The organism is Mycetohabitans sp. B8 (assembly GCF_021991875.1).
GTDB lineage: Bacteria > Pseudomonadota > Gammaproteobacteria > Burkholderiales > Burkholderiaceae > Mycetohabitans.
Map to the genome: position 1 here is coordinate 41,678 of NZ_JAHLKR010000016.1, position 17,313 is coordinate 58,990.

Here is a 17,313-nt window from a genome sequence, read left to right on the forward strand (position 1 = left end):
CCTGAGGTTCCACTCGACCCCATGTCGCGCCAAAACGCTAGAATGGACGTTTGCTTGTCCCGGCCGGAAGGAACGACCCATGTCCGCATTGCACACCGAAAACGATAACGCGCTCGATGAGAGCAAATTCGTTGTCTTCGATGGATCGCCCTACCAGCTGTACCAGCCGTTTCCACCGGCAGGTGACCAGCCGGAGGCCATTCGCCAGTTGGTCGAGGGTATCCAGGACGGACTCGCGTTCCAGACGCTGCTCGGCGTGACCGGCTCGGGCAAAACGTTCACGATGGCCAACGTGATCGCTCGACTCGGCCGCCCGGCGATCGTATTCGCTCCGAACAAGACGCTGGCCGCGCAGCTGTATTCCGAGTTCCGTGAGTTTTTTCCGCGCAACGCAGTCGAATATTTCGTGTCGTATTACGACTACTACCAGCCCGAAGCGTACGTGCCGCAGCGCGACCTGTTCATCGAAAAGGATTCGGCGGTCAACGAACACATCGAGCAGATGCGGCTGTCGGCCACCAAGAGTCTGTTGGAGCGGCGTGATGTCGTGATCGTCGCGACGGTCTCGGCAATCTACGGGATCGGCAACCCGGCGGAATACCATCAGATGATTCTCACGCTGCGCGACGGTGACCGTGTCGGCCAGCGCGAGATCATTACCCGGCTGATTGCCATGCAGTACATGCGCAACGATATCGATTTCCAGCGTGGCACATTCCGCGTGCGGGGCGACACCATTGACGTGTTTCCGGCCGAGCATGCCGAAATGGCAGTGCGCGTCGAGCTGTTCGACGACGAGGTCGAATCGTTGCATTTGTTTGACCCGTTGACCGGACGGGTGCGGCAACGTATCCCGCGTTTCACCGTCTACCCGTCGTCGCATTACGTGACGCCCCGCGATACGGTGTTGCGAGCGGTTGAAACGATTAAGGAGGAGTTGCGCGAGCGGCTCGCGCTCTTCCACCAGGAGGGCAAGCTTGTCGAGGCGCAGCGGCTTGAGCAGCGCACCCGGTTCGATCTCGAGATGCTTCAGGAACTCGGTTTCTGTAAGGGCATCGAGAACTACTCGCGGCATTTTTCGGGCGCCGCGCCCGGCGAGCCCCCGCCAACGCTGTGCGACTATCTGCCGACTGACTCGCTGATGTTCTTGGACGAGTCGCATGTGCTGATCGGCCAGCTCAACGCTATGTACAACGGGGACCGGTCGCGCAAAGAAAACCTAGTTGAGTATGGGTTTCGGCTGCCGTCCGCACTGGATAACCGCCCACTGAAGTTTCATGAATTCGAGCGCAAGATGCGCCAGGCGGTGTTCGTGTCGGCGACGCCGGCTGCCTACGAGCAGCGCAACGCGGGCCAGGTCGTCGAGCAGGTGGTGCGCCCCACCGGGCTGGTCGATCCGCAGATCGAAGTTCGTCCCGCCAGTTCGCAAGTCGATGACGTGCTGTCGGAAATCAACCAGCGTGTGGCGGCTGGCGAACGGGTGCTGGTTACCGTGCTAACCAAGCGCATGGCCGAGCAACTGACCGAGTTTCTTGCCGACCACGGCGTGAAGGTACGCTACCTGCATAGCGACATCGATACGGTCGAGCGGGTGGAGATTATCCGCGACCTGCGGCTGGGCACCTTTGACGTGTTGGTCGGTATCAATCTGCTGCGCGAAGGGCTCGATATCCCGGAAGTGTCGCTGGTGGCGATCCTGGACGCGGACAAGGAAGGGTTCCTGCGCGCCGAGCGCTCGCTGATCCAGACGATCGGGCGGGCCGCGCGCAACGTCAACGGCTGCGCGATCCTGTATGGTGACACGATCACCGACTCGATGCGGCGCGCGATCGACGAGACCGAGCGGCGGCGTCGTAAACAGATCCAATACAACGAGCGCAACGGTATCGTGCCGCGTGGCGTCGTCAAACGGATTAAAGACATCATCGACGGCATCTACGACGTGGACGACGCGCGCGCCGAACTGCGCGTGCAGCAGGAGCGCGCGAAGATCGAGGACATGTCGGACAAGCAACTCGCGAAAGAAATCAAAAAACTCGAAAAGCAGATGCTGGACTACGCGAAGAACCTCGAGTTCGAGAAGGCGGCGCAGACTCGCGACCAATTGGCGCGGCTCAAGCAACGCGCATTCGGCGCGAGCGTCGGCGACCACGTGCCAGAACTGCGCTAGGTCGCGGCCACGACGCCACGACGGCGCGACGGCGCAACGGCGCAACGGCGCAATGCGGGGCGCGGGGCGCCCGGAGCACGAGCCTACGCGGCGACGAGATGTGCCGGTGCGACGCACATTGTCGCTTGGGACAACGCGCAGATCAGTGCTACACTGACGTTGTATTGAGAATTGTTCTTATTCCAGTTTTCACACACATTACGAGGAATGTCGATGGCAGGTTTTCGTCTAGTTCGTACCGCCACCGCCGTGGTGTCATTTGCACTGGCAATGGGCGCCGCAGGCACGGCGTCGGCAGCCGAGTATCCGATTGGCAAGCCGCAGATTCAGGGCGGGATGGAAGTTGGCGCGGTGTATCTGCAGCCGATCACGATGGACCCGGAAGGCATGATGCGTAAGGCGTCCGACTCGGACATCCACCTGGAGGCGGATATCCATGCAGTCAAGAACAACCCGACCGGCTTTGCCGAAGGCGATTGGATGCCGTATCTGCAGGTACGCTACGAGTTGACCAAGCCCGGCTCGAACTACGTGCAAAAGGGTGATTTGATGGCGATGGTGGCGAGTGATGGCCCGCACTACGGCGACAATGTGAAGCTCGCGGGACCGGGCAAGTACCACTTGAAGTTGTTCATCGCACCGCCCGAGCAGACTGGGCATATGGCGTTTGGCCGCCATGTTGACAAGGAAACCGGTGTCGGTCCGTGGTTCAAGCCGTTCGAATTGAACTATGACTTCCCGTTCGCCGGCATTGGCAAAAAGGGGGGGTACTGATCAATGAAGCACACGCTCAAATTGCAGGGTGCGGCGTGGCTGCTAGCGTGGAGCGCCGCGTTCGGCGGCGTCGCTCGCGCCGCGGACCTGCCTACGTTCCGGCTCGAGATGGCGGACGGCAAGCTCAATCCGGCGCGCATCGAGGTGCCGGCTGGCCAGCGCATCAAGATTGAGGTGCACAACACTGGCAAGGGCGCTGTCGAGTTCGAGAGCGTGCAGTTGCGCAAGGAGAAGGTGCTGGCGCCGGGCGCCGAGTCGTTTGTCGTGATTGCGCCGCTGTCGCCGGGTGAGTACAAGTTCTTCGATGATTTTCATCCAAGAGCGCAAGGCGTGATAGTGGCAAAGTGACGGGCCGTACAGCCGCGTGAAGGAAGATGTAATGGGTCAGATTCTATTCATCGTATGGCGGGAGAGCGTCGAGGCGCTGCTCGTAGTCGGCATTCTGCATGCCTGGTTGAGCAATGGTGACGCCGCCGCGCGCAAGGGATTGCCGTGGCTGTGGCTTGGCGTCGGTGCGGGATTGCTGGCGGCGGTTGGCCTGGGTGCTGCGCTGGTCGGCTTCACCGAAGTGCTGTCCGGTGATGCGCAGGATTATTTCCAGACGGCGATGGTGCTGGTCGCGTGCGTGCTGATCGTACAGATGGTGCTGTGGATGAAGCGGCATGGTCGCACGCTCAAGCGCGATATGGAAATGTCGTTGGCCGAGAGTCGGCGCAATGCAAACTGGTGGAGTGTCGCAGTGCTCGCGGCACTGGCGATCGCGCGCGAAGGCAGTGAAACGGTGATCTTCCTGTATGGGCTGGGCTTCGGCCGATCGGGCCACGTTGATGTGATGCAATGGCTGGCCGTGCTGATTGGTCTAGCGCTCGCGTTGCTCACGTTTTATCTGCTGCAACTGGGTGGCCGGATTTTCTCGTGGCGCGCGTTTTTCCGCGTCACCGAGGTCATGCTGTTATTTCTCGGCGCTGGTCTGTTCGAAACGGGCATCGACAAGCTGATCGACAAGGAAATCGTGCCGACCGGCATCGATATGGTGTGGGACACGTCGCACATCCTGGACGACTCGGGGACAGTCGGCTCGCTGGTGGCGACGCTGACCGGCTATCGGGCCCATCCGGCACTGGCCAACCTCATTGCGTATGCGTTGTTCTGGCTGGTGGTCTGGGTGTTGCTGCGCCGGACCCGGCAGCGCCAATCCTCGGGCGCGCAGAGGAAGCCCGCATGAGTGTGATGCTTGCTCCACGCTCCGGCTGGTTGGCCGAGGCTGGGCACTGGATGCAGCGCCATCAGACGGTGATCCGCAACGTGCAGTGGGTCGTCGTGCTCGTTTATGCGCTGTTGATCCTGGTGCCGGCGTTCATGCCGCTGCCGGACGATGCCGCGCATATCTGGTCGAACCTCACGGTATTCGCGCAGTTCGTGTTTTGGGGCATCTGGTGGCCGTTTGTGCTGCTGTCGATGGTGATGCTCGGGCGTGTATGGTGCGGCGTGCTGTGCCCGGAAGGCACATTGTCCGAGTTCGCGAGCAAGCATGGGCTGGGCCGTCCAATTCCGCGCTGGATACGTTGGGGCGGGTGGCCGTTCGTCGCGTTCGGGCTCACGACGATCTATGGGCAAATGGTCAGTGTGTACCAGTATCCGAAGGCGGTGTTGTTGGTGCTCGGTGGGTCGACCATTGCCGCTATCGTGATTGGCCTGCTGTACGGCCAGGAAAAACGGGTGTGGTGCAAGTACCTGTGTCCAGTCAATGGCGTATTCGCGCTGCTTGCGCGGCTCGCCCCGCTGCGCTATCGGGTCGATGAGCAGGCGTGGCGCCGTTCATACACGCAGAGCAAGCATGGGCGCCGTGTGATCCCGGTGAACTGCGCGCCGCTCGTGCCGTTGCGAAACATGAAGGGCGCGTCGGCCTGCCATATGTGTGGCCGTTGCAGCGGCCATCGTGATGCGATCGCGCTGACGTGGCGCTCGCCGGCGGAGGAAGTTGTTGAGTTGGGCGAGGAGGCGGCGAGCCGGTGGGACACCGCGTTGATTCTGTACGGGCTGCTCGGCATCGCGATCGGCGCGTTTCACTGGACCGTCAGCCCGCTGTTTGTCTCGATCAAGCAATCGCTGGCCGCGTGGCTGATCGACCACGACATCATGTGGCCGCTGCAGACCAACGCGCCATGGTTCATCTTCACGCACTATCCGGAGCAGAATGATGTGTTCTCGTGGCTCGACGGTGGCTTGGTGATCGGCTATATCGTCACCACTGGCTTGTTGTATGGCACCGCGCTGCTGGCGTGCGTCGCGATTGGCAACCTGCTGCTCGGCCGGTGGCGTACGTCGCGGCTGCATCACTTTGCGCAGGCATTGATCCCGCTGGCCGGCATGGGCGTGTTCCTCGGCTTGTCGGCCACCACCGTGTCGCTGCTGCGTGCCGAGCATCTGCCGCTTGGCTGGGTACCAGACGTGCGGCTCGCGTTGCTGGCGGCCGCCAACACGGCAAGTCTGTATCTCGCGGTGAACATCGTCGTCAAGCACGTGCGTGGCGTGAGCGCCGGTGTCGCACGGGGCGTAGGTGCACTACTGTGCTTTGTCGCGGCGTTGGCGATTGTCGATAGCGCATGGTGGCTGATGTTCTGGGGCTGGGCCTGAGCACAGGCCTCGCAAAGGCCTGAATCGACGCCAAAGTCCAAATGGATGTGAAATCCGGCTGGCGTGAAGGCCCAACCTAGGGTGAGGTTTGGCCTACGGCGAAGCTCGACCTATGGCAGGGTTCGACCTATGGTGAGATTCGACCTGTGATAAAGCCCGGCCTGTAGTGAGGTTCGACCTGTGACAAGATGCGACGTGCGGCTCGGTCTGCCGTGCGGCAAGGTTGTCCTTGAGGGCCGGACTGCGGTGGCTCAATAAGGTCTGAGCTTACCTTGTGATGAAGCCTGAGTCGGCGCTGAGATTAGGGTTCGAGATTGGACGAAGAATTTCGCGAAAAAACGGCTTTGCTGGCTATGGCGGCAGGCTTGTCAGGCGCGAAGGGGTCTAGTCTCGCGATGAGGCCGTCAAGGCTGGCTAGTGCCAAACACCTCGGATCGAGGTGGTCCCCACAATACACAGTTGGAGCATGCTGCCGAGTATTTGCCGGGCAGCATGCCGGTCATTTGGTCAGGATCAGCTTGCCCAGCCGCGTTGCGCGCAGCTGATACGTTTCACCGTTATGCAGAATGCTCACGTGCGTGCGACCTTGCAGCAAGTCGTCGCTTTGCAGCGCATGCGCGGCATAGGCTGTGCCCAGCGGCTGTGGGGCCGGCGTGGTGAGCGCCGGTGCGGCACGCCGGCCTCCGGGCTGCGCAGTGGAACTGTGCATTGGGCGGGTTGTCGTCCCCGAAGGCAGGTACAGGGTGCTGGGAGAGCGGTTTGCGGTCGTCATCAAAGATGTGATGTGTTGATTGTTGACGACGAGTTTAAATGATAATTATTATTATTTGCAATTGCATCTGTTGATCGCCGTAGCAAGTCGATAGCCCATGCCGCGGGTCAATGCACGTGTGTAGACAGCCGGCCGTTGCTCGCGTATTCGCGGATCAGTCGTACAGTATCGAGATCTGCCTCGCGATAGGCCGACTTGACGATTTCTGTCATTTGCTCGTCGTCGGAACCTTGCACGGCGCTTGGCAGCGTGGTGCAGTACTCGAAGCGCACGAACAACTGCAACGGGTCAGGCTGCTCGATCGTCATCGTCAGCGATCCGCCGACATGGGCGTCGGTCGCCTCAATGTCATACCGGACCTGATGCCCGGGGCTGAACGTCACGCGATCATGCACGGTGGCCGGCCCATAGTGCAGCTCGCGCTCCATCGTATCGCCGTGGCGCGACAGGATCGTGCAACTGTCTAGGCCGAGCACGAACAACTGCGGCTGTTCAGCGCGCAGCACGAGACCAGCCCACAGTTCGTCGTGGGTCAGCGTAGCGGTCAATGGGTTCAGCGGGTCGTTGACCTGGATCAGGTGTTCGAAGTTCAAAGCCGTGGTGTCCTTCAACAAGCAAGGCGCGGTATGCTGCGATGATAGCGCGAATCGACGCCAATTTACGCGGCCGCCGCCAGTCCACTCTGAATAGTGATCGGATGCGTCAACAGCTTATGGATCGGGCACGCATTGGCGATCTGCAACAAGCGTTCCTGCTGCTCGTCATCCAACTCGCCGTGCAGCACGATCGTGCGGCGGATAGTGGATCCGTCGTCGTTCTTCTCGATATCGAGCGAAACATCGACATCAGCCAGGGGCCATTGCTTGCGCTGCGCATACATCTTCAACGTGATCAACGTGCACGCGCCCAGGCTGGACAGCAGCAGCGACATGGGCGTAGGTCCACGCTCGCCGCCGCCGGCTGACGCCGGCTCGTCCGCCAGCCAGCTATGGGTGCCATCGTTGAGTAGGACTCGATACGCGTGATGGTCGATGTGCGCGGTGACATTCGCTTCTTTCATTGTCGTCAGTCCTCCAAGTGGGCCAAAGTGGGTCGAGCAACGGTCACTGAGCAATTATTGTGACCGAGACGACTGGCGCATGCATGCGTGCGCTGCGCCGTCATCACGTCTTGGCCGCCATGCGTGGATTGTGCCGCAGGGCGCTCGCCGCCCATCATTCAGGCAGTGATGTGTCCAAACTTGCCGCCGCGGTAGTCCGCAACGGCTTGGCGGATCTCGTCCTCGGTGTTCATGACGAACGGGCCATAGCGCACGACAGGTTCATTGAGCGGCACGCCGCCGATCAGCAGAAATTGCAGTGGCTGGTCGGTGGCGCTGATCGTGATCGTATCGCCGACGTTGTCAAACACCACCATCTGCCGTGCGTCGGTCGCCGTCTGTTGGGCGCCATAGCGGCCGCCATCGTCAAGCGCATAGGCGAACACGCGAAAGCCATCCGGTACCGGATGTACCAGGGTTGCTCCGGGCTGCATCCGGAAATGCTGGAACAGGATCGGGGTGCGCGTCTGAATCGCGGCGCTTACCCCGAGTGCCTTCCCGGCGATCACTTTGACGTCGATGCGCCCGTCCGGCGTGCGTGCAACCGGAATGTGCGCGCTGGGCAGTTCCTGGTAGCGAGGTGCCATCATTTTGTCGCGGCGCGGCAAATTGATCCACAACTGGAAGCCATGCGAGCGGCCGCCGTGCTCGAGCAGCGAAGCAGCTGGCATTTCGCTATGGACCACGCCGACGCCGGCCGTCATCCACTGGACGTCGCCCGGGCCGAGTGTGCCGGCGTGGCCTGCAGAGTCCCGATGAGCGAACTCGCCTTCCAGCATATACGTGACCGTCTCAAAGCCGCGATGGGGGTGCGCGGGTGCGCCGACGGCCTGGCCCGGCGCGTAGTCAACCGGGCCCATCTCATCGAGCAGCAAGAACGGATCGAAGTCCGTCAGCGTCCGCGTCGGGAACGGCCGGTGTACGACAAATCCCGCACCCTCCACGGTGCGCTGCGCGGGAACTACTTGCTGGACTGCGCGGGCTCTCACGTCTTGCGAGCGTGCCGCCGCGATAGTGTGGCTGCGATGACCGATCATCAGAACCTCCGTGATTCAATTGGGTTATTTGCATCATCTATGCAACATGAGATGATTATAGATACGGCGTTATTGGCTGCCAGCGGCATATACTGCAACAAATTGTTCTACTGATGGAACGACAACGTGAACCTAAGTCATCATGATCTGAACGACCTGCTGTATTTTTCGCAGGTAGTCGAATATGGCGGTTTTTCAGCTGCTGAGCGCGCACTGGGTATTTCCAAATCGCGTTTGTCACGGCGGCTGTCTGATCTGGAGGCGGCGCTCGGGGTGCGGTTATTGCAGCGCTCGACGCGCAAGCTCGCGCTGACTGAGGCGGGTGCACTGTTCCATCGGCATTGTGTGGCGATGCTCGGCGAAGCGCGGGCCGCGCTGGATGCGGTTCACCAGCTCGGCTCGACACCGCGCGGCACGGTGCGTGTCAGCGTGCCGATGACTGTCTCCCAAACGATGCTGGCGCATTGGATGCCGGAGTTCCTGCGCCGCTACCCAGACGTGAAAGTGGCGATGCATGTCACGAACCGTGTGATCGACCTGTTCGAGGACGAGATCGATGTCGCGCTGCGGGTGCGCTCGGAGCCGCACACGAACTCGAATATCGTCGTGCGGCCGTTATGGCGCAGGGAGCAGATGCTGGTCGGCTCGCCGAGCCTGCTGGACGCGAACCATCCGCCGATGGTGCCCGCTGACCTGGCGCGCTATGCGACGCTGTCGGTGCCCAGTGCCGATGGCCGGTACATGTTCAAGCTGATTGCGCCGGATGGCACGCGTCACGACTACGAGCATGAACCGCGGCTAGTGACCGCTGACTTGCTGATGATCCACCAGGCGGTATTGGCCGGTGTGGGTATTGCGGTACTGCCGGATAATATTTACCAGGCGGCGATGAACGCTGGGCAATTGTCGCCGGTGATGCCTGGCTGGACATTGCCGCCGCCGCAGTTGTACGCGGTATTCCTATCCCGGCAGGGATTGCTGCCGGCGGTGCGCGCGTTCATCGATTTCCTGGTCGAAATGATTGAGAAAGGCACGGGGACGCCGCCTTCAAGCACCGTCAAGCTTTGATCAGCAAGCGATCGCGGTTATTGCCGCTGAGGCAGGCTGGCGTACGGCCGCGGCCGCTTCATGTCGCGCTGGTTTGTGGACCCGGTATTAGGCGGGTGCGCCCGGCTTGGCACGCGGCTCAAGGACCCGGCGGCCTTTGTTTCGCCGGGTGCCCAGGCGCCACGCGCCCGGTTCGCGCGACTCAGCTCATTCGCCTGCGCTGGGCAACCCACCGGCCACCGCGTTGAAGCCGCTGTCGACATAGGTGATCTCGGCGGTGATCCCGGAGGACAGCTCTGAGAGCAGGAACGCGGCCACGTTGCCGACCTCCTCGATGGTCACATTCCGGCGCAGCGGCGCGTTATGCTCGACGAATTGCAGGATCTTGCCGAAGTCCTTGATGCCGCTGGCCGCCAGCGTCTTGATTGGACCCGCCGAGATACCGTTGACGCGTACGCCACGCGGCCCGAGTGAGGCCGCCATGTAGCGCACGCTGGCTTCCAGCGAGGCTTTGGCAAGTCCCATCGTGTTGTAGTGCGGTACCACGCGCTCGGCGCCCAGGTACGTCAACGTCAGCAACGACGCAGTGTCCGCCAGCATTGGCGCGGCAGCCTTGGCCATGGCCGGGAAGCTGTAGGCAGAAATATCATGCGCGATGCGGAACCCTTCGCGCGACAGGCCGTCCAGGAAATCGCCCGCGATCGCCTCGCGCGGCGCGAAGCCGATGGAGTGCACGAGCCCGTCTAGGCTGTCCCAATGCTGCTTCAGCGACGCAAACAGCGCGTTGATCTGTGCGTCGTTGGCCACATCGCAAGGCAAAACCAACTCGCTGCCGAACCCGGCGGCGAACTCGGTGATGCGTTCCTTGAAGCGTTCGTCCACGTAGGTGAACGCGAGCTCGGCGCCTTCGCGGTGCGCGGCCTGCGCGATACCGTACGCGATTGAGCGGTTCGACAGCAGACCCGTGATGAGGATGCGTTTGCCAGCCAGAAAACCCATGAATACTCCCTATGTCAGTCGTATGCCGATCGGGCCGTCGGCGGCATGTTGCGCAACGGCGCAAAGTGCCGATGCCGGTGCGGCGCCCGATTTTCTATAGAATTGTCGCACAGCGCAACCCTGGACCGTTCCCATGACACCTGGCCCGCGATGGCTCCGTCATCGATTGCGACTTTGTTTCATCGCCGCTTTGCTAGTCACCTTTGGACTGGCTGCGCCCGCCGCGCAGGGTGCCGATGCAATCGCACAATATGGCGAGCCGAAGTACGCGCGGGATTTTCCGCACTTTGACTACGTCAATCCCGACGCCCCGAAGGGCGGTACGCTGACGCTGGCCAACCCAAACCGGCTCACGAGTTTTGACAAGTTCAATCCATTCACGCTACGTGGCAACGTCGCGCCCGGCATCGACCTGATGTTCGAGACGCTGATGACCGGCAGCGCGGACGAGTTGGCGTCAGCCTACGGCCTGCTTGCTGATGACGTGCAAATTGCGCCGGATCGGCTGTGCGCGACGTTCCATCTGAATCCAAAGGCGCGCTTCTCGAATGGCGACCCGGTGCAGGCGGAGGATGTCAAGTATTCGTTCGATACGCTCAAGAGCCCGTTGGCTGCGCCGCAGTTTGCGTCAGTGTTCGGCGATATCACGCGCGCGGTGGTGGTCGACGCCGCGACGGTCCGGTTCGAGTTCAAGCGTCCGAATCGGGAATTGCCGCTGCTGGCCGGTAGTGTGCCCGTGTTCTCGCGTAAGTGGGGACTGCGCGCGGACGGCTCGCGTATTCCATTCGACCAACTGGTGTTCGAGCCGCCGATCGCCAGCGGCCCGTACCTGATTGAGCGCTACGACAATGGCCGCACCATCACGTTAAAGCGGGACCCGCACTATTGGGCAGCCGGGTTGCCGGTGCGGCGCGGCATGTACAACTTCGAGCAGATCACATACAAGCTCTATGCGGATAACGTTGCCAAGCTCGAAGCCTTCAAGGCCGGAGAATTTGATGTGAACGTCGAGTACATTGCCCGCCAATGGGTGCGCGGCTATGTCGGCAAGCGGTTCCGCAGCGGTGAGTTGGTCAAGCGCGAGTTTCGCCACCACAACAGTGCGGGCATGCAGGGTTTCGTGGTCAACACGCGACGCGCGCTGTTCCGAGATGTGCGAGTGCGGCACGCTCTCAATTTGGCGCTCGACTTCGAATGGCTGAACCGGCAACTGTTTTATGGACAGTACACCCGATTGAACAGTTATTTTGCCAATGGCGTGCTGGCCGCGCGCGCCAAACCGGATGCGTCCGAGCTGGCCATCCTCGCGCCGTTGCGCGCGCAACTCGATCCGGCCGTGTTCGGGCCTTTGCCGGCGCAGCCGGTCACCGCGCCGCCGCCCCACTCGCTACGGGCCAATCTGCTTCAGGCGCGTGAACTGCTCGCGCAGGCGGGATGGACATACCGCGACGGTGCATTACGCGCATGCGACGGAACGCCGTTTGAATTCGAAATTATCGACGATTCGGGCGGCGGCATGGCGCAGGTCGCGGCGCCGTATATTCGCAATCTGCAAAAGCTTGGCATCCGGGTCGCGTACCGGCAGCTGGACTATGCGGTGTTGCAGAAGCGGCTGGACGCATTCGATTTTGACATGACCGCGTTGCGGTATCCGGATGTCGCAGTGCCGGGCTCGGAGCAACTGGCGCGTTTTGGCAGCCATGCGGCGGACGAGCCGGGCTCGGACAACTTGTTCGGCCTGAAATCGCCTGCGGTCGATGCCATCGTGCACGCGCTGCTGGCCGCGCGCACGATGGACGAGCTGGTGGCGGCAAGTCGCGCGCTGGACCGCGTGCTGTTGCACGGCTATTACGTGGTGCCGCAATGGTACAGTTCGGTGCACCGGATCGCCTATCGCCGCACGCTGGCGTATCCCCGGATTGGGCCACCTTACTACACCGCCGAAGAATGGGTGCGCGCGCTGTGGTGGCAGGCGCCGCAGGAGCGCCCATCCTCGAATGACGCACACTGACCGGCATGTGGAGCTACATCCTGAAGCGCCTGTTGTTGTTGATCCCGACGCTGTTCGGCGTATTGACGCTGACCTTTGTCGTGATCCAGTTCGTGCCCGGCGGCCCGGTCGAGCAGGCCGCGCGCGAGTTGCGCAAGGGGCAGGAGCAGGGCGGCGCGCCGTTCGGCATGAGGGCCTACGCCGGCGTCGACGCGCAACAGATCGCGCAATTGAAGACGCTGTATGGTTTCGACAAGCCGCCTCTGGAGCGCTACATGTTGATGCTGTCGCGTTATGCGCGATTCGATCTCGGTGACAGCTACTTTCGGCATCAGAGCGTCTGGTCGCTGGTGGTCTCCAAGCTGCCGGTGTCGATCAGCATCGGGCTATGGACGTTCTTGTTGACCTATCTGATATCGGTGCCGCTGGGCATCGCCAAGGCAGTGCGCAACGGTTCGCGCTTTGATGTGTGGACCAGCATCGTCGTGCTGGTTGGCTACGCGATTCCCGGCTTCGTGCTCGGTGTGCTACTGCTGGTGTTGTTCGGTGGCGGCACGTTCTTGCAACTGTTTCCGTTGCGCGGGCTGACATCGGACAACTGGTCGCAACTTAGCATGCTGGGCAAGATCGCCGACTACCTGTGGCATATCGCGCTGCCGGTGACCGCGTCGGTGGTCGGCAGTTTTGCGGTGGTCACGATGTTGACCAAGAACGCTTTTCTTGACCAGATCCGTCGCCAGTACGTGCTGACGGCGCGCGCCAAGGGCCTGCCCGAGCGCCGCGTGCTCTTCACGCACGTGCTGCGCACCGCGATGCTGCCGCTCGTCGTTGGCTTTCCCGCGGCATTCATCGGCGCCTTCTTTACCGGCAGCTTGTTGATTGAGACGCTGTTTTCGCTCGATGGCCTGGGGTTGCTTTCCTATGAATCGGTGCTACGGCGCGACTACCCGGTGGTGCTCGGCACGCTGTATCTCTTTACCCTGATCGGGCTCATCACGCAGCTGATTTCCGACCTGTGCTACGTGCTGGTCGACCCAAGGATCCAATTTGACAATCTGGAGCGTTGACGTGAGATTGCGTACAAAGTCTGGCCACGGGGCCGGCTCGGATGCGATAGCGCGTGGCGTCGTGCCGGCGCTCGTGTCGCCGTCGCCGTACCAGCGGCTGTGGCGCCGCTTCAAGCGCAACCGCATCGGCTATTGGAGTTGGGTTGTCTTTGTCGCGCTGTATGCATTTAGCCTGTGCGGCTTCTTCGTGTCGAACGACCGGCCGCTGATCGTGCGCTATCAGCATGCACTGTATTTTCCGTTGTTTCAGACGTATCCGGAGACTACGTTTGGCGGGCAATTTCCTACCCCGACCGATTATCTCGACCCGTATATTCGGACACGCTTCGAGCAACCAGGTCATTTCGCCCTCTATCCACTGAACCATTACTCGTACGATACGCTGAATTATTTTTCGCTCGTGCCCAATCCCGCGCCGCCGTCGCGCGAGAACTGGCTCGGGACCGACGGTCAAGGGCGGGATGTGTTTGCGCGCCTGCTGTACGGCTTTGCTGTGTCAGTATCGTTCGGGCTGGCGCTGACGGCGATTGGTACACTGCTGGGCATCATCATTGGAGCGCTGCAGGGGTACTTCGGCGGACGCGTCGATTTGGCGGGGCAGCGGTTAACCGAGATTTGGGGTTCGTTGCCGGAGCTGTATTTGCTGATCATCTTCGCGTCGATTTTCGAGCCCAGCCTTACGCTGCTGCTGGTACTGCTGTCACTGTTCGGATGGATGGGGCTGGCCGCCTACGTGCGCGCCGAGTTCCTGCGCAATCGCACGCTCGACTATGTGAAGGCGGCGCGCGCGATGGGGCTGTCGCACTGGCAAATCATCCGCCGGCACGTGATGCCCAACAGCATGACGCCGGTCATCACGTTCCTGCCGTTCCGCATGAGCGCGTCGATCTTGGCGTTGACGAGCCTGGACTTCCTCGGCCTTGGGGTGCCGCCACCCACGCCCAGCCTCGGTGAGTTGCTTGCGCAAGGCAAGGCGAACCTGGACGCATGGTGGATATCCATGTCGACGTTCGGTGTTCTGGTGCTGACGCTGATGCTGCTCACGTTCATGGGTGATGCGTTGCGTAATGCGCTCGATACCCGGCTGGCCGATGCGCTGGGCGTGGCGGGCGGACAGTGACGTGGTGCCCGCCGACGCCACGCCGTCGTGCCGCCCGGGTAGCCGCCTAATAAAACGAAACCTACGATCACAATGACGCAAGCATTCCCGCCGACAGGCGATGGGGCCGTTCCGTCGGTTCAGTCGCAGCCGCTGCTGTCGATCGAGCACTTGCAGGTGCGTTTCGGCGAGTCGATCGCCGTTCATGACCTGAGCCTGGCCATTGGCCGGGGGGAACGGGTCGCGTTGGTCGGCGAATCCGGATCGGGCAAGACCGTGACCGCGCTGTCTATCCTGCGTCTGCTGCGCGACGCGCAACTGGACGGCGCCATCCGTTTCGCTGGCGAAGATCTGCTCACGTTGAGCGAAAGACGCATGCGCGGTGTGCGCGGTGCCCAGATCGCGATGATTTTTCAAGAGCCGATGAGCGCGCTCAATCCGTTGTATACGATCGGCAAGCAAATCATCGAATCGATCCAATGGCATGACGGCGTGGACGCGCGCCAGGCGCGGCGCCGAGCGATTGCGTTGCTCGCCCGAACCGGCATCGACGACGCGCCTCGGCGGGTGGACGATTACCCGCACCAGCTCTCCGGTGGCCAGCGGCAACGGGCAATGATTGCGATGGCGCTCGCATGCCGGCCTCAGTTGCTACTCGCGGATGAGCCGACCACGGCACTGGATGTGACAATCCGTGGCCAGATCGTGGAGTTGCTGCTCGAGTTGCAGCAGGCAAGCGATATCCATCCCCACGGCATGGCGGTGCTACTGATCACCCATGACCTGAACCTGGTGCGACGCTTCGCGCAGCGCGTCGCGGTCATGGAGCAGGGCAGACTCGTGGAGGCGGGCGCTGTCGAGCCAATTTTCTCCGCGCCGCAGCATCCGTACACGCAACGGTTGCTGGCGAGTCGGCCAGTGCGCAACATCCTGCCGGTGCTGCCGATCTCCCCGGTGCTGCTAGAGGCGCGCGACATTCGCGTGTCGTTTCCAAAGCGGCGTCGCACTCTCGCCGAGTGGTTCGCACCGCGCCGCTTCGTGGCGCTAGAGGGCGCCAGTGTCGCCGTGCGTCAAGGCGAGACGCTGGGCGTGGTGGGCGAATCCGGCTCCGGAAAATCGACGTTGGCGATGGCGTTGCTCGGCCTGCAGCACACCGATGCTGGCACGATCGAGTTCCGCGGCCGGCCGCTGGACTCGTTCCGTGGACGCCAGCGCCGCGCGTTGTGTGCGCAGATCCAGGTCGTCTTTCAGGATCCATTCAGTTCGCTTTCGCCGCACCAGACGGTTGAGCAAATCGTCGGCGAAGGACTTGCGCTGCATGCGCCGGACCTGGACGAGGCCGCACGGCGCGCGAAGGTGATCGCCACACTGCGTGAGGTCGGTATCGATCGCACCGCATTGTTACGCTTTCCGCACGAATTTTCCGGTGGGCAGCGTCAGCGGATCGCCATTGCACGCGCGCTAATCGTCGAGCCGCAGGTCCTGGTGCTGGATGAGCCAACCAGTGCGCTTGACGTGTCGATTCAGCAGCAAGTGCTGCATTTGCTGTCACGGTTGCAACAAAAGTACAACCTCGGCTATGTATTTATCTCACACGATCTGGAGGTTATCGCGGCGATTGCGCACCGAGTCGTCGTCATCCAGAGCGGTGTGATCGTCGAAACCGCGCCCCCCGAGGCGCTGCTGCATGCGCCGACTCATCCTTACACCCGCAAGTTATTGAAAGCTGCCAAGTTTGATTTAGAGTCGGACGAGCGGGAACTAATGAACATATGAGAATAATTGAAATTGTCTATTTTCTTTGACAGCGTAATAAACACTGGTTAGTATCGTCCAAACTTTTCCGCATCCCCCTGATTTTTCGGGGCATCCCAGAAAATACTACCGACCCGATGCAGCATATCAATCTGAAGCAAACTTGCGCTCGAATTGTTGCTAGCGTGCTCCTCGGCGCGCTGATGGCTGGAGTAAGTGGGGCGTACGCCGACGAAACAGGCAGTCGGAAGCCTAACGCCAACAGGGGGCCGGATTTCCAGCCGCTGGCGGCACAAAACGGCACGGCGCAGCGCGGTGCCCAGGCTTCCCAGCAAGACGCAAGCCAGACTTTTTCGTCGAACACCCATGCGTTTCTTTCCGGCATGGCCACCAAGGCCGGCGACGTGGTCGTCGGCGCACTCAACATGATCGGGGTGCGTTATCGGTGGGGGGGCGATTCGCCCAATTCGGGTCTCGATTGCAGCGGCTTCGTCCGTTACGTGTTTCAGGACACGCTCGGGCTGACGCTGCCGCGTCGCGCGGAGGAAATGAGCCGCGTCGGCGAGAAGGTCAAGATGAGCGAATTGAAGCCGGGCGACTTGGTGTTCTTCAACACAATGCGTCGCACGTTCTCGCACGTGGGCATCTATATCGGCGACAACAAGTTTGTGCATTCGCCGTCGACCGGCAGTACGATCCGCGTCGATGAACTGGATGGCGGGTATTGGGAGAAGCGGTTTACCGGCGCGCGCCGGCTTGACTCCGCGTATCCGGCGAAGGGCGACGCGTTGCGGCAACGCGTCAGCGCATCGGCATCGGACTGAACGCTTCCGGCCGCGCGCCGGCCGAATGGCGCATGTCTATGCA

Annotated in this window: 16 protein-coding genes; 11 read left to right on the plus strand and 5 right to left on the minus strand. The window is 61.6% G+C overall.

The features are described 5' to 3' along the window. The first annotated feature begins 79 nt into the window (after nt 1-79). The 5 genes from uvrB to KQH60_RS06225 all read left to right on the plus strand — a co-directional run bounded on the left by uvrB (nt 80) and on the right by KQH60_RS06225 (nt 5,581). A complete protein-coding gene (gene uvrB, locus KQH60_RS06205; protein WP_237575653.1) occupies nt 80-2,170 on the plus strand; it encodes an excinuclease ABC subunit UvrB in 2,091 nt (696 codons plus the stop codon). A 270-nt stretch (nt 2,171-2,440) separates the two neighbouring features. Next, nucleotides 2,441-2,944 carry an iron transporter gene (locus KQH60_RS06210; protein ID WP_237576069.1) on the plus strand — a complete coding sequence of 168 codons (504 nt, stop codon included), beginning with the start codon at nt 2,441-2,443 and terminating at the stop codon, nt 2,942-2,944. Between the two features lie 3 nt (nt 2,945-2,947). After that, nucleotides 2,948-3,292: a cupredoxin domain-containing protein gene (locus KQH60_RS06215; RefSeq protein WP_237575654.1), complete on the plus strand. Its 345-nt coding sequence runs from the start codon at nt 2,948-2,950 to the stop codon at nt 3,290-3,292. A 31-nt stretch (nt 3,293-3,323) separates the two neighbouring features. Next, a complete protein-coding gene (locus KQH60_RS06220) occupies nt 3,324-4,169 on the plus strand; it encodes an FTR1 family protein (RefSeq protein WP_237575655.1) in 846 nt (281 codons plus the stop codon). Then, complete coding sequence (locus KQH60_RS06225) at nt 4,166-5,581, plus strand: 4Fe-4S binding protein (protein WP_237575656.1); 1,416 nt, start codon at nt 4,166-4,168, stop codon at nt 5,579-5,581. Before KQH60_RS06220 ends, KQH60_RS06225 begins: the two co-directional genes overlap by 4 nt. Before the next feature lie 499 nt (nt 5,582-6,080). Here KQH60_RS06225 and hemP read toward each other — a convergent pair whose 3' ends face one another. The 4 genes from hemP to KQH60_RS06245 form a co-directional block, all read right to left on the minus strand. Further along, the gene (gene hemP / locus KQH60_RS06230; RefSeq protein ID WP_237575657.1) at nt 6,081-6,353 is read right to left on the minus strand and encodes a hemin uptake protein HemP; all 273 of its coding nucleotides are present in this window, start codon (nt 6,351-6,353) and stop codon (nt 6,081-6,083) included. Nucleotides 6,354-6,460: 107 nt separating this feature from the next. Next, nucleotides 6,461-6,946: an SRPBCC family protein gene (locus KQH60_RS06235; protein ID WP_237575658.1), complete on the minus strand. Its 486-nt coding sequence runs from the start codon at nt 6,944-6,946 to the stop codon at nt 6,461-6,463. Nucleotides 6,947-7,011: 65 nt separating this feature from the next. Continuing rightward, nucleotides 7,012-7,413 carry an OsmC family protein gene (locus KQH60_RS06240; RefSeq protein WP_237575659.1) on the minus strand — a complete coding sequence of 134 codons (402 nt, stop codon included), beginning with the start codon at nt 7,411-7,413 and terminating at the stop codon, nt 7,012-7,014. A 158-nt stretch (nt 7,414-7,571) separates the two neighbouring features. Further along, nucleotides 7,572-8,489 carry a pirin family protein gene (locus KQH60_RS06245; RefSeq protein WP_237575660.1) on the minus strand — a complete coding sequence of 306 codons (918 nt, stop codon included), beginning with the start codon at nt 8,487-8,489 and terminating at the stop codon, nt 7,572-7,574. Between the two features lie 126 nt (nt 8,490-8,615). Here KQH60_RS06245 and KQH60_RS06250 point away from each other — a divergent pair, with 126 nt between their 5' ends. Then, nucleotides 8,616-9,557 carry a LysR family transcriptional regulator gene (locus KQH60_RS06250; RefSeq protein ID WP_237575661.1) on the plus strand — a complete coding sequence of 314 codons (942 nt, stop codon included), beginning with the start codon at nt 8,616-8,618 and terminating at the stop codon, nt 9,555-9,557. A gap of 186 nt (nt 9,558-9,743) precedes the next feature. On the opposite strand, the gene fabI is transcribed toward KQH60_RS06250, so the two are convergent. Next, complete coding sequence (gene fabI, locus KQH60_RS06255) at nt 9,744-10,535, minus strand: enoyl-ACP reductase FabI (protein WP_237575662.1); 792 nt, start codon at nt 10,533-10,535, stop codon at nt 9,744-9,746. A gap of 133 nt (nt 10,536-10,668) precedes the next feature. Here fabI and KQH60_RS06260 point away from each other — a divergent pair, with 133 nt between their 5' ends. From KQH60_RS06260 to KQH60_RS06280, 5 genes are all read left to right on the plus strand, one after another. Then, entirely contained in the window at nt 10,669-12,546 is a 1,878-nt protein-coding gene (locus tag KQH60_RS06260; protein WP_237575663.1) for an extracellular solute-binding protein, read from the plus strand. A 5-nt stretch (nt 12,547-12,551) separates the two neighbouring features. After that, the gene (locus KQH60_RS06265; RefSeq protein WP_237575664.1) at nt 12,552-13,592 is read left to right on the plus strand and encodes a microcin C ABC transporter permease YejB; all 1,041 of its coding nucleotides are present in this window, start codon (nt 12,552-12,554) and stop codon (nt 13,590-13,592) included. A 46-nt stretch (nt 13,593-13,638) separates the two neighbouring features. Then, entirely contained in the window at nt 13,639-14,712 is a 1,074-nt protein-coding gene (locus KQH60_RS06270; RefSeq protein WP_237576070.1) for an ABC transporter permease, read from the plus strand. 72 nt (nt 14,713-14,784) lie between these two features. Next, nucleotides 14,785-16,467: an ABC transporter ATP-binding protein gene (locus KQH60_RS06275; RefSeq protein ID WP_237575665.1), complete on the plus strand. Its 1,683-nt coding sequence runs from the start codon at nt 14,785-14,787 to the stop codon at nt 16,465-16,467. 116 nt (nt 16,468-16,583) lie between these two features. Further along, the gene (locus KQH60_RS06280; protein WP_237575666.1) at nt 16,584-17,270 is read left to right on the plus strand and encodes a C40 family peptidase; all 687 of its coding nucleotides are present in this window, start codon (nt 16,584-16,586) and stop codon (nt 17,268-17,270) included. Nucleotides 17,271-17,313: the final 43 nt, after the last annotated feature.

What these genes read in the sequence shown, in the direction of transcription:
- KQH60_RS06225 (WP_237575656.1), top strand. Translation starts at nt 4,166, where the DNA reads ATGAGTGTGATGCTTGCTCCACGCTCCGGCTGGTTGGCCGAGGCTGGG.
- KQH60_RS06220 (WP_237575655.1), top strand. Translation starts at nt 3,324, where the DNA reads ATGGGTCAGATTCTATTCATCGTATGGCGGGAGAGCGTCGAGGCGCTG.
- KQH60_RS06275 (WP_237575665.1), top strand. Translation starts at nt 14,785, where the DNA reads ATGACGCAAGCATTCCCGCCGACAGGCGATGGGGCCGTTCCGTCGGTT.
- KQH60_RS06260 (WP_237575663.1), top strand. Translation starts at nt 10,669, where the DNA reads ATGACACCTGGCCCGCGATGGCTCCGTCATCGATTGCGACTTTGTTTC.
- KQH60_RS06210 (WP_237576069.1), top strand. Translation starts at nt 2,441, where the DNA reads ATGGGCGCCGCAGGCACGGCGTCGGCAGCCGAGTATCCGATTGGCAAG.
- hemP (WP_237575657.1), bottom strand. Translation starts at nt 6,353, where the DNA reads ATGACGACCGCAAACCGCTCTCCCAGCACCCTGTACCTGCCTTCGGGG.
- KQH60_RS06245 (WP_237575660.1), bottom strand. Translation starts at nt 8,489, where the DNA reads ATGATCGGTCATCGCAGCCACACTATCGCGGCGGCACGCTCGCAAGAC.
- fabI (WP_237575662.1), bottom strand. Translation starts at nt 10,535, where the DNA reads ATGGGTTTTCTGGCTGGCAAACGCATCCTCATCACGGGTCTGCTGTCG.
- KQH60_RS06265 (WP_237575664.1), top strand. Translation starts at nt 12,552, where the DNA reads ATGTGGAGCTACATCCTGAAGCGCCTGTTGTTGTTGATCCCGACGCTG.
- uvrB (WP_237575653.1), top strand. Translation starts at nt 80, where the DNA reads ATGTCCGCATTGCACACCGAAAACGATAACGCGCTCGATGAGAGCAAA.
- KQH60_RS06215 (WP_237575654.1), top strand. Translation starts at nt 2,948, where the DNA reads ATGAAGCACACGCTCAAATTGCAGGGTGCGGCGTGGCTGCTAGCGTGG.
- KQH60_RS06280 (WP_237575666.1), top strand. Translation starts at nt 16,584, where the DNA reads ATGCAGCATATCAATCTGAAGCAAACTTGCGCTCGAATTGTTGCTAGC.
- KQH60_RS06240 (WP_237575659.1), bottom strand. Translation starts at nt 7,413, where the DNA reads ATGAAAGAAGCGAATGTCACCGCGCACATCGACCATCACGCGTATCGA.